This window comes from Pseudomonas edaphica, assembly GCF_005863185.1.
Taxonomy (GTDB): domain Bacteria; phylum Pseudomonadota; class Gammaproteobacteria; order Pseudomonadales; family Pseudomonadaceae; genus Aquipseudomonas; species Aquipseudomonas edaphica.
In genome coordinates, this window is the sequence record NZ_VBVZ01000139.1 from 1 (window position 1) to 12444 (window position 12444).

A 12444-nucleotide genomic window follows, 5' to 3' on the forward strand; every position below is an offset into this window, starting at 1 on the left:
GGTACATATCCGTTGCTGCGGTAACGGCCGCTTATGGTTCCGCTCTTACAGCGGGTCACTTTTGGCAAACGCCCGGAATGCCGGCCCAGCCAAAAGTAACCAAAAGGTCCTCGCCCCAACACTCGGTGCCTCGCTATGGCTCGGCATGCCCGCAATCCGCCAGTGATTTGGGGGCCGCCGCGCTGGGCCATCCTTGGCCCAGCGCGGCTAAACCGGCATCCCTGCCGGTTTACCCCCCAAATCCCTGTCAGATTCCGGCCATCGTGTTTGACGGGACGATTTCAGATCAAGATCAAAAGCGCAGATCAAAAGACCGCTGACTTCGTCATCGAAAAGGATGTAAGGGCCAGAGCAACAGCAACAGCAAAGCCATGCTCGGTCTAATGTGGGAGCTGGCTTGCCTGCGATGGCATCAACTCGGTGTGCCTGATGTACCGAGGTGTCTGAATCGCAGGCAAGCCAGCTCCCACAGAAAAGCAGCTCTTCAGTGTATGCGGACCCGCTTTTGCTTTTGATTCAACCACTCAGGTCGGCTTTCAGGCCGCCGTGCTGTAGATCTTGATCTTGATCTGAGACGCCCCGTTAACCACGATGGCCGAACGCAGGCTTGAATCCGTGGGTAACCCGGCAGGACGCCGGGTTACCCACGGATTCAAGCCGGAGTGAGGGCACACCGAGCCCAAGCGAGGTGCCGAGTGGTGGGGCACAGACCTTTTGGTTACTTTTGGCTGGGCCGGCATTCCGGGCGTTTGCCAAAAGTGACCCGCTGTAAGAGCGGAACCATAAGCGGCCGTTACCGCAGCAACGGATATGTACCCCACCAAACAACCACTCAAATCCCTCGATAGCGATCATTCAACGCATACAAAATCGCACACGTCTCCCCATCCAGCACCCCGCAATAATCGCGCGGCCGAAAGTGCATCTGAAACGCCCGCGTCCTCCATTCAAACGCCTGCCGGTTCCAGGCCGGTTTATACCCGCACCGCTGAAATGCCCGCTCCACCTCTACTTCCGGCGGCAACCCAAGACAAAACCGTCGCTGGTACATCCTGCGCGTAGTCTCATCAAACCAGGCGCCGATCCCGGCCTCGAACAAGTACCGCCAAGGCAACCGAGGCCCCGGATCACTCTTGCGCCAATACGCCACATCCGAATGCCCGAGCACATCCAGAGGCCCCACCTGCGGATAACGCCCAAGCATGTCGCGAACCAACGCGATCAACGTATCAACCTGCTCCCGGCCATATTCGGGGAAGGTAAAGACCCCGGCATCATCGCGCGCCAAATTGACAATTTCGATGCCGATCGCACGGCTGTTGAGGTTATCCAGCCCGCCCCAATGGCTAACCCCGGCATGCCAGGCCCGTTTGTCCTCGTCCACCAGGCGAAACACCCGCAGTTCGTCATAACCGGCAGCGCCATAGCTGGGCTCATCAGGGTCAGGAAGCAAATAGTGAGCGCTGACGCCACCTTGTGTCAGGGTACGCAAAGACGACGCAAAGGGCGCCGCGGTGTAATGCAGGATCACCTGCCGCACAGCCTCGCCATTGCGTTGATTAAAATCTTTAGCGGGGAAACTGCTGTCGATCACCAACATAAGAACCGTCCTTTTCAATACAGGCTGAGTCATTCAGCCCGTTCAAACGCAAAAAAATTACCGCCATCCTGAAGGGATCAATTTCAGGCTGGCGGTAATTATTCAGTGCTTGAAGAAAAGTCCTCAGCGTCGCAACGGCATCCCCAGATCGACCCGCAGGCCATCCGGTTGGCTGTCGAATTTCAGCGAGCAGGAGCAACGCTGCACGATAGCCTGCACAATCGCCAAACCCAAACCACACCCTTCACTGCTGCCATTGCGCCAGAAACGCTGGGTCAGGTATTGCAAGTCTTCGGCAGAAATCTGCTTGCCATGGTCGCGCACGCGAAATACCACGGTGTCGGCGCTGGTGAACACACTCAGCTCAACGCGAGTGTCACCCGGCGTATGGCGCAGCGCGTTATCCAACAGGTTACGCAAGGCCGCTACCGCCAGGGCCACCGGCATTTCCACCGGCGCTTGCGTGAGGTTGTCCGCCAGGATCAGGTCGATGCGGCGGTTATCGCCGGCATTGGCATCCTGAATCGCCAGCCGCGCCACTTGTTCGGCGCTTGATTGCAAGCCATCGTCAAACGACAAGCTGCCCTCGACCCGCGCCAGCAGCAGCAATTGCTCCAGGGTGCGATGCAAGCGGTCGGCGCCCTCTTCGGCGTGGGCCAGGGACTGGTCGCGGGCGGCGCCGTCGGTCATGCGGGCCACTTGCAGGTGGGTCTTGATCGCCGTCAGCGGGCTGCGCAGTTCGTGGGCGGCATCGCCGGTGAGTCGGCGCTCGCGCTCGATGGTCTTGGCAATGCGCTGCAACAGTTGGTTCTGGGTGTCGAGCAGCGGCTTCAACTCGCTGGGCAGTGGGTGAATCTGCAGCGGTTCGAGGGAGTCGGCACTGCGGCGCATCAGGGCATCGCGCATGCGGTTAAGTGGCAACAGGCTTTGGCCGATGCCCAGCCACAGCAGGCACAGGCAGCCCAGCAGGGCTACGCCCACCGGCACCGAGGCCGCCAACAGGATCGACAGGTTCAGCGCCTCACGCTCCACCTGGCGGTCAGCGGTGGTGATCAGCAGGTCGCCACGGGACAACGTGAAGCTGCGCCAGCCCACACCGTCGATAATCTGGTCGCGAAAGCCACTTTTGCGCGACTCCAGGCCTTCATCCGGGGTCATGTGGCTGCGCGCCAGGATTTCCCCGCGCAGGGAGCTGACCTGGCAGGCCATGCCGCCTGGCACGTTCAGTTGTTCAGTGCGCAAATGCGTAGGCGCGCCGCTCACACTGGCCAGGCCCGGCATCTGCTCGGTCAGCCCGGCCACCATGCGCGCCGATGCCACCAGACGCTGGTCGAGGGAAAACATCATCTGGTTGCGCAGATCGTTGAGCATCCAGGCGGCTGCCAGAATCCAGATCAGCACAAAAGCGGCGCCCAACTTGAACGTCAGGCGCAGGCGCAAACTCATCACGACGCGTCCTCTCCCCCATCCGCCGTGCCCAGGCGATAACCCAGGCCGCGCACGGTTTCAACGATGCCGTTGCCCAATTTGCGCCGCAGGTGGTGGATGTGCACGTTGAGAGCGTTGCTTTCCAGTTCGTCGTTGAAGCCGTAGACGCTGTCTTTAAGCTGTTCGCTGGACAGCACACGGCCCTTGTTATGCAACAGGGCTTGCAACAAGGCTTGCTCGCGGCGCGACAGGTCGACCGGCTGGCCAGCCAGGAAGGTTTCGCGGCTGCTGGGGTCGTAGGCCAGTTGGCCATGTTCGATCAGGTTGACCCGGCGCCCCGCCACGCGGCGCAACAGGGTTTGCAGGCGTGCGGCAAGTTCACGCAGGTCGAAGGGTTTGAGCAGGTAGTCGTCGGCACCGGCTTGCAGGCCGTCGACACGGTTGGTGACTGAATCGCGCGCGGTAAGGATCAGCACCGGGATTTCCAGGCCCTGGCTGCGCTGTTGTTGCAACAACTTGAGGCCGTCTTCATCGGGCAGGCCGAGGTCGAGCACCATGATGTCGAACGTGGCGGCCTTGAGCATCGCGCGTGCGGCGGCGGCCGAGGCCACGCGCTCGACGGTAAAGCCCTGGGCGCCAAGCCCGGCCACGATGCCGCTGGCGATCAGTTCGTCGTCTTCACAGACCAGTACGTGCATGGTTAACCCTTCATGAAAGATGGGGGAATTAAAGGTTGGGCGGATTAAGCGCCGATTATGCCGTGAAAACCGGCAGGCTCAGTTTAGAATAGCGCCCGGTTAATCATCGGTTAATCAACGCCACACATTGTGTGCCTAACTTGCATCAAACTAAGGCTTGACCATGCGGTATCTGTTTACCTTTCTGCTGGTGTTATTCGCAGGGTTCGCCCAGGCCGCGCCGGGCAATCCATTCGAGAGCAAACCCGACTTCCTGCCGGTGGGCAAAGCGTTCACCTTTACCTCCGAGCGCCTTGAAAGCGGCGAAACCCAGCTGTTTTGGCAGATTGCCGATGGTTATTACCTTTATCAGCAACGCATGAAGTTCGACGGGCTGGCGGAAAAACCCGTGCTGCCGCAAGGCGAAGCCCACAGCGATGAGTTCTTCGGCGAGCAGCAAGTGTACCGCCAGGGCCTGGAAGTGAAGATCCCGGCGGGCGCCACCGGCCAGCTCAAGCTCGGCTGGCAGGGCTGCGCCGATGCCGGCCTGTGCTACCCGCCGCAATCGATCACCGTGGACCTGGGCGGCAACCCGGCTGTTGCGGCGACCGCACAAGCCCAGGACCAAAGCCTGGCCAGCGGCCTGCAACAGCGCAGCCTGGGTTGGAGCCTGCTGGTGTTCTTCGGCTTGGGCCTGCTGCTGGCATTTGCCCCGTGCTCGCTGCCGATGCTGCCGATCCTCGCGGGTTTGGTGGTCGGCAGCGGCGCCAGCCCCCGCCGTGGCTTTGCCCTGGCCAGCAGCTATGTGGTGTGCATGGCGCTGGTGTATGCGGCGCTCGGCGTACTGGCCGCGCTGCTGGGCGGCAACCTTGCCGCCCTCCTGCAAACGCCGTGGATCCTTGGCAGCTTCGCCGCGCTGTTTGTGATCCTGGCCCTGCCGATGTTCGGCTTCTTTGAACTGCAACTGCCGACCTTCCTGCGTGATCGCCTGGACAACGTCAGCCGCCAGCAAAGCGGTGGCAGCCTGGTCGGCGCCGGTATTCTCGGTGCGCTGTCCGGCCTGTTGGTCGGCCCGTGCATGACCGCGCCACTGGCGGGTGCCCTGCTGTATATCGCCCAGAGCGGCAACGCGCTGCACGGCGGCCTGATCCTGTTCGCCATGGGCATCGGCATCGGTATTCCGCTGTTGCTGCTGGTGACCGTAGGCAACCGTTTCCTGCCCAAGCCGGGCACCTGGATGAACGTGCTCAAGGGCATCTTCGGCTTCCTGTTCCTCGGCACTGCCGTGCTGATGATCCGCCCGGTGGTCGGCGAAAGCCTGTGGCTCGGCCTGTGGGGCGCCTTGGCGCTGGTGATGGCCTACTGCGGCTGGACACTTGCCCGCGAATACGGGCTGGCGGCCAAGGTATTCGGCGCCGGCTCGCTGGTGCTGGGCCTGTGGGGCGCGCTGCTGGTAGTGGGCGCGGCCGGTGGCAGTGACGACCTGTGGCAACCGTTGAAGGTTTACAGCGGCTCCAAGGTTGGCGCTGCACCCAGCGCCCACGATGCGTTCATGACCATCAACGACCCAGCCGTGCTGCAAAGCCAGCTCGACAGCGCCAAGGCCCAGGGCCAGTGGGTGCTGGTGGACTACTACGCCGACTGGTGCGTGTCATGCAAGATCATGGAAAAACAAGTTTTCGGCCAACCCCAGGTGATGGACGCGCTTAAAGACGTGCGCCTGTTGCGCCTGGACGTCACCGCCGACAACGCCGCCAGCCGCGAGCTGCTCGGGCGCTACAAGGTGCCGGGGCCACCGAGCTTCGTGTGGATCGGCCCGGACGGTGAAGAACGTCGCGCCCAACGCATCACCGGCGAAGTGGATGCCGCCGCCTTCCTGCAACGCTGGACGCAAACCCGAGACGCGCGCTGATGCTGACCCTGACCATCGGTACGTTCGCCATCGCCCTGAATCACATCCTGCTGATCAGCGCGCTGATTCTCGCCACGCTGGTGGGTTGGCGCGTGGCCAAGCGTGGCGGTGAAAACCCCGAATCGGTGCTGTTCAGCCTGTTTTTGCTGGGCATGCTGGTGGCACGCTTAAGCTTTGTACTGATGTACTGGAGCGACTACAGCCACGACCCGTTGCAGATAGTCGACCTGCGCGACGGCGGCTTCCTGCCCTGGCCCGGCGTGATTGCACTGGTGCTGGGCGCCGTGTTCTACGGCTGGCGCCGTCCGGCCATGCGCACACCGCTGAGTGCCGGGGTAGTCACGGGCCTGGTGTTCTGGGGCCTGACCAGTGTGTCCCTGAGCCTCTACGACAAGGGCGCACAATTGCCGGACATTACCTTGCGCAACGCCAATGGCGACGTGGTGCAACTGGCCGACTACAAAGGCGGGCCGCTGGTGATCAACCTCTGGGCCACCTGGTGCCCGCCGTGCCGCCGTGAAATGCCGGTGCTGGAGCGTGCGCAACACCAACGCCCGGACGTGACCTTCCTGTTCGTCAACCAGGCCGAAAGCATGCAAAGCGTCAGCACCTTTCTCGCCACCCAGGGCCTGACCCTCGACAACGTGCTGTTTGATGCGAGTGGCCGCCTTGGCCAGGCCGTGGGTTCGATGGCCTTGCCGACAACCCTGTTCTACCAAGCCGATGGGCGCCTGATCAACAGCCACCTGGGCGAGTTGTCCCAGGCCAGCCTGGCCCGTGCCATGGAACCCTTCGACACTGCCCCTGCTGCCACAAGGAAACCGACATGCCAAGACTCCGCCACCTGCTGACCCTGCTGCCGCTGACGCTTGCGGCCACACTGGCCCAGGCCGAAGACTGGCCGGCGCCGATCAAACAGATCGAAGCCAAAGGCGCCAAGATCCTCGGCAAGTTCGACGCGCCCAGCGGCCTCACCGGCTACGCCGCGCAATACCAGAACCGTGGCATGGCCCTGTACCTGACCGCCGACGGCAAAAGTGTGCTGGCCGGCAACCTGTACGACGCCCAAGGCAATGACCTGAGCAACGCGCCACTGGAGAAACTGGTGTACGCGCCGATGGCCAAGGAAGTCTGGGCCAAGATGGAACACAGCAACTGGATCCAGGACGGCGACAAAAACGCGCCGCGCACCGTCTACCTGTTCAGTGACCCCAACTGCCCGTACTGCAACATGTTCTGGGAACAGGCACGCCCGTGGGTCAAGGCCGGCAAGGTGCAATTGCGCCACATCATGGTCGGCATCATTCGCGAAGACAGCCCAGGCAAATCCGCCGCGCTGCTGGCCGCCAAAGACCCGCAAAAAGCCCTGGAAGAACACGAAGCCGCCGGCAATGGCAGCAAATTGCAGGCATTGGACAAGATTCCGGCGGATATCGAAGCCAAGCTCGATGCCAACATGAAGTTGATGGAAGAGCTGGAACTGTCGGCAACGCCAGCGATTTTCTATCTGGATGACAAGGGTGGCTTGCAGCAACAGCAAGGCGCGCCGTCGCCGGACAAGCTGGTGAAGATTCTCGGCCCTAAATAGCCCATCAGATCGTTCCCTACGCTCTGCGTGGGAATGCCTCAGGTGACGCTCTGCGTCACGCTTTGGGACGCAGAGCGTCCTGGGCTGCATTCACACGCAGAGCGTGGGAACGATCAGTTACAAACCCTCCAGCTCCGCCATCAGATCACTCAACCGATCGACCTTCTCTGCACTGATCTCATTGGCCGCCAGGCCGTCGATATACTCGGCCAACTCCGCCACCGTGCTGCATTCGAACATCGCCCGCAGCGGCACATCCCGTTGCAGGGTTTTCTGCACCCGCGAAGCAATCTGCGTGGCCAGCAATGAATGCCCCCCCAGCTCGAAGAAGTTGTCCTGCACGCCTACCCTTTCGACCTTCAACACCTCAGCCCAAATCGCTGCCAGGGTAGCTTCCAGTTCGTTGCGTGGCGCCAGGTAATCCTGACTGTGCAACTGGCCAATCTCCAGGGCCGGCAGAGCGTTGCGGTCCAGCTTGCCGTTGGCGTTCAGCGGCAGGCGGTCAAGCCATAACCAGTGCAGCGGCACCATGTATTCCGGCAGCTCCGCGCGCAGGCGTTGCTTGATGCGGTCCAGGCGCTCGCCTGGATTCAGCGCTGCATCCGTCGCCACCAGGTAACCCACCAAATGCTTGCCGTTGACGCCTTCCTGCACACCCACCGCCGCATCCCGCACATCCGGCTGCTCATGCAGGCGCGCTTCGATTTCACCCAGTTCGATGCGGTAACCGCGAATCTTCACCTGATGGTCGATACGCCCGACATATTCCAGCACACCATCACTGCGCCGACGCGCCAGGTCGCCGGTGCGGTATAGCCGCTCGCCCGGCGCGCCGAACGGGTTCGGCACAAACACCTGGGCGGTGCGCAATGGGTCGCTGACATAACCACGCCCTACGCCCGTGCCTGCCACACACAACTCGCCCACCGCACCTTGCGGCACCAGCGCCAGCGCACCATCAAGCAGATACAAGCGGTTGTTATCGGTTGGCGTGCCAATCGGCAGGTACGTGCCACGGGTCGACGCCAGGTCAACACGGAAGAACGCCACGTCATCCGAACACTCCGCCGGGCCATAAGCGTTGACCAAGCCGATCTCGGGGTAACGCAGCAACCACTGGTGCGCCAGCTCCGGCGGCATGGCTTCACCCGTCGGCAGCATCCAGCGCAAGTCGTCCAGGCTTATGCGTTCTTGAGCGAGCATGCCCTGGATCAGCGACGGCACGCTCTCCAGCACGGTAATACCTTGGGCCTGCACGTGCGCCAACAAACCCTGCGGGTCATGGGCGATGGTGTTCGGCACAATATCCACCCGCGCGCCAAACAGCGGCGCGGTGAGGAACTGCCACACAGAAATATCGAAACTCTGCGAAGCGGTCTGCGCGATCACATCTGTCTCGCTCAGTTGCAGATACGGCACCTTGCTCAATTGGTTATTGAGCATGCCGCGCTGTTCCACCATCACACCTTTGGGCAACCCCGTGGAGCCGGAGGTGTAGATCACATAGGCGAGGTTATCCGGCGCGCTGTAGATGCCGGGGTTTTCGCCACGGCCGGGCACTTCTTCCCATACCAGCAACTGGCAGTCGGTGCCGTCCAGTAATTCAATCGCCTGCTCGCGGCACGCCTCGGTGCACACCAGCAACGGCGTGCGGCTCAGGTCGATGATGCGGCTCAGCCGCTGGCTTGGCAGGCCTGGGTCCAGCGGCAGGTAACCGGCACCAGCCTTGAAACTGCCGATGATCATGCCGAGCAAATCCAGGTTACGCTCGGCCAGCAGCGCCACCGGCTGATCCAGCCCGACACCGGCCTCGATCAGCGCGTAGCCCAAGCCGTTGCTGCGACGGTTCAATTCATCGTAGGTCCATTGCTGGTCGAGGCAACTGGCGGCGATGCGCTGCGGATGTTGCGCCACCTGTGCTTCGAACAACTCGATGTAACTGCGCTCCAGCGGGTAGTCATGCTCGCTCTGGTTGCAGCCGTCGACCAGGAACGCCCGCTCTTGCTCACCGATCAACGGCAAGTCCACCATGTCGCCATGGAAGCCCTGCACCAACGCCAGCAGCAGGCGCTTGAACTCGCCCAGCATGCCTTGCACGGTGGTTTCATCGAAATAACGCTGGTCGTAGGACAGGTGCAAGCCGAGGTCATCGCCCGGATAACACACGGCCGTCAGCGGGAAGTTGGTGTGGGTGCGGCCGGAGTCCGAGGTGGCATTCAGGCTTTGCGCACGGTCCAGCACCGAGACTTCCACCGGTGCGTTTTCAAACACGAACAGGCTGTCGAACAGCGGCTGGCCTTTAGGCAATTCGCTGTGTTCCTGAATAGTCACCAGCGGCAGGTATTCGTATTCGCGCAGTTGCATATTGCTGTCGAGCAAGCCGGTCAGCCACTGACGCACACTGCAAGTCTGGTCGTCTTCCGGCAGTTTCACCCGCAGCGCGATGCTGTTGATGAACAGGCCGACGGTGCGTTGCATCTCGGGCATTTCCACTGGGCGCCCAGCCACCGTCACGCCGAACAACACGTCTCGATCACCGCTCAAACGCCGCAGTACCAGCGCCCACGCCGCTTGGGCGAAGGTGTTGACGGTGAGTTGATGGGCCTGGGCCAATTCGCGCAATTGCGTACCGTCGCGGGCATCCAGGCGGGTGTAGCAATCGCCCACCACCATGCCGCCGCTGTGGCCTGCGTGTTCGCGCAGGAACGGCCGGTCGCTCGGGATCGGCGTGGTGCGCTCGAAGCCTTGCAGGTTCTGTTGCCACCATTGGCGCGCTTCATTGAGGTTCTGGCGTTGCAGCCAGGCGATGTAATCGCGGTAGCGTGGCGGCGTGGCCAGTTGCGCCTCACGGCCCTCACCCAGGGCCATGTAGATGTCGAAGAAATCATTCATCAGCAACGAGCGGCACCAGGCATCGATCAGGATGTGGTGGTTGCTCATCATGAACCAGTAGCGCGCCTCGCCCACGCGGATCAGCCGCAGGTGGAACGGCGCCTGGTTGAGCAGATCAAAACCGGCCTCGCGCTCGGCCTTGAGCAAGGCTTGCAGGCGCGGCTCCTGCTCGGATTCGGGGTCATGGCTCCAATCCAGATACTCAATCGGCGTGCTGCCCGGCTTGTGGATCACCTGCAGCATGTCCTCGCCGACGTTCCAGCAGAACGACGCACGCAAGGCTTCATGCCGGGCGATCACCGCCTGCCAGGCCTGGGCGAAACGCTCGGGGTCGAGGGCGCTGTTGATGCGGTAGCGGTCCTGCATGTAGTAGAGGCCGGTGCCCGGCTCCAGCAAGGTGTGCAGCAGCAGGCCTTCCTGCATTGGCGTCAGCGGGTAGACGTCTTCGATGACGTTGGCCGGCACCGGCAGGCTGTCGAGCTGCGATTGAGTCAGGTGCGCCAACGGGAAGTCGGACGGCGTAAGGCCACCCGCCTCGTCGTTGAGGCAATGCGCGATCAGGCTTTGCAGCTCGCTCAAGTACCCATCCGCCAGTTCACGGATGGTCTGTGGGTCATGGCGCTCACGGCTGAAGGTCCAGCGCAGCAGCAACTCACCGCCGTACACCTGGCTGTCGACACTCAGCTCGTTGGGCAGCGGCGCATCCGGGTCGTGGGCCAGGCCCGCCGATTCATCCAGCGGGTGGAACAGTGCATCGGCGCCGAAGCTCTGGTCGAACTGGCCGAGGTAGTTGAAGGTGATCTGCGCCGTTGGCAATGCAGCCATGGTCTGTTTGCACTGATCGTCCGCCAGGTAACGCAGCACGCCATAACCCAGGCCTTTGTGCGGCACGCCGCGCAGTTGTTCCTTGATGGCCTTGATCGAGTCGCCCTGCCCGGCTTGCGGTGTCAGGCGCAACGGGTAAGCACTGGTGAACCAGCCGACGCTGCGGGTCAGGTCGATTTCATCGAACAGGGTTTCACGGCCATGGCCTTCCAGTTGGATCAAGGTCGAGGCGTGCCCCGTCCAGCGGCACAGCACGCGGGCCAAGGCGGTCAGCAGCAGGTCGTTGACTTGGGTGCGATACGCGCTCGGCGCCTGTTGCAGCAACTGTCGGGTATGGTCGGCACCCAGGCGCACGCTGACGGTCTCAGCCTCGCCATTGCGCAGTGAACCCTGTGGACGCGCCACTGGCAATTCCACCGCAGGACCGGCCAGTTGGTCTTGCCACAGGCTCAACTCTTCGCGCAGGGATTCGCTGCCGACATAAGCGCGCAGACGCGCGGCCCAATCGCGCAATGCGCTGGTCTTGGCGGGCAGGCTGACGGACTGGCCGTCGCTCAACTGGCGGTAAACCGTTTGCAGGTCCTCCAGCAGTACGCGCCACGACACGCCGTCTACCACCAGGTGATGAATCACAATCAGCAGGCGTTGCTGGCCTTGCGGGCCGTCCACCAGCAAGGCGCGCAACAGCGGGCCATGCTCAAGGTCGAGGCTGCGTTGGGTGTCAGTGAACAGCTCAGTGCAGGCCTGCATATCGCGCACTTGCGCCTGCATCAGCACACCGCCTTGGGGCACGGCCAGGTGCTCGGCATGCCAGTGTGCGTCGCGCGTGGAGAAGCTCAGGCGCAAGGCGTCGTGATGCTCCAGCACCGCCAGCAGTGCTTGCTCCAGGCGATGGGGCTCCAGCAATTGCAGCGGCTTGAGCAGCAATGCCTGGTTCCAGTGCTGACGGTTGGGGATCTCGGTATCAAAGAACCAATGCTGGATCGGCGTCAGGCCCGAGCTGCCGGTGAGCAGCCCCTGCTCGGCTGTCACTTGCTCGGAGCGCGTAGCCACAGCGGCCAGGGTTTGCACGGTCTGGTGCTGGAACAAATCCCGTGGGCTGAAATGAATCCCGGCCTGCCGCGCACGGCTGACCACCTGGATCGACAGGATCGAGTCACCGCCCAATTCAAAGAAGTTATCGTCCAGGCCGACTTGCTGCACGTTCAATACCGCGCACCAAATGGCCGCCAGGTTTTGCTCCAGCTCATTGCGTGGCGCCACATAGGTTTGGCGATTGGCCGCAGGATCCGGCTGCGGCAAGGCGCGGCGGTCGAGCTTGCCGTTGGCGGTCAGCGGCATGCTGTCGAGCACGATCAGGTGCGCGGGCACCATGTAGTCCGGCAGTTGCGCCTTGAGGTGCGCCTTGAGTGCATCACGCAAGGCGGCAGGGTCGGCGTCGCTGACCAGATACGCCGCCAGCTGTTTACCACTGGGTGAATCCAGCGCCAGCACCACTGCTTCGCGCACGGCTGCGTGCTCC

General features: G+C 62.4%; 7 protein-coding genes. 3 read left to right on the top strand and 4 right to left on the bottom strand.

The genetic code is table 11. From position 1 onward, the window contains the following. Positions 1 to 832 precede the first annotated feature (832 nt). The 3 genes from FEM54_RS11625 to FEM54_RS11635 form a co-directional block, all read right to left on the bottom strand. Entirely contained in the window at positions 833 to 1600 is a 768-nt protein-coding gene (locus FEM54_RS11625; RefSeq protein ID WP_017134989.1) for an N-acetylmuramoyl-L-alanine amidase, read from the bottom strand. Positions 1601 to 1723: 123 nt separating this feature from the next. Continuing rightward, the gene (locus FEM54_RS11630) at positions 1724 to 3046 is read right to left on the bottom strand and encodes an ATP-binding protein (RefSeq protein ID WP_017134988.1); all 1323 of its coding nucleotides are present in this window, start codon (positions 3044 to 3046) and stop codon (positions 1724 to 1726) included. After that, complete coding sequence (locus FEM54_RS11635) at positions 3046 to 3726, bottom strand: response regulator (RefSeq protein ID WP_017134987.1); 681 nt, start codon at positions 3724 to 3726, stop codon at positions 3046 to 3048. The genes FEM54_RS11630 and FEM54_RS11635 overlap by 1 nt, the downstream gene beginning before the upstream one ends. A 163-nt stretch (positions 3727 to 3889) precedes the next feature. On the opposite strand from FEM54_RS11635, the gene dsbD reads away from it, so the two are divergent. Genes dsbD through dsbG form a run of 3 tightly spaced genes read left to right on the top strand, consistent with a single transcriptional unit; the run spans position 3890 to position 7205 of the window. Then, entirely contained in the window at positions 3890 to 5617 is a 1728-nt protein-coding gene (gene dsbD, locus FEM54_RS11640) for a protein-disulfide reductase DsbD (protein ID WP_138450960.1), read from the top strand. After that, complete coding sequence (locus FEM54_RS11645; protein ID WP_017134985.1) at positions 5617 to 6468, top strand: TlpA disulfide reductase family protein; 852 nt, start codon at positions 5617 to 5619, stop codon at positions 6466 to 6468. The genes dsbD and FEM54_RS11645 overlap by 1 nt, the downstream gene beginning before the upstream one ends. Then, positions 6444 to 7205: a thiol:disulfide interchange protein DsbG gene (gene dsbG, locus FEM54_RS11650; RefSeq protein ID WP_138450962.1), complete on the top strand. Its 762-nt coding sequence runs from the start codon at positions 6444 to 6446 to the stop codon at positions 7203 to 7205. Before FEM54_RS11645 ends, dsbG begins: the two co-directional genes overlap by 25 nt. A 117-nt stretch (positions 7206 to 7322) precedes the next feature. Here dsbG and FEM54_RS11655 read toward each other — a convergent pair. Further along, positions 7323 to 12444, bottom strand: a 5122-nt coding sequence (locus FEM54_RS11655) for a non-ribosomal peptide synthetase (RefSeq protein ID WP_138450964.1), incomplete at its 5' end; no start/stop codon positions are given.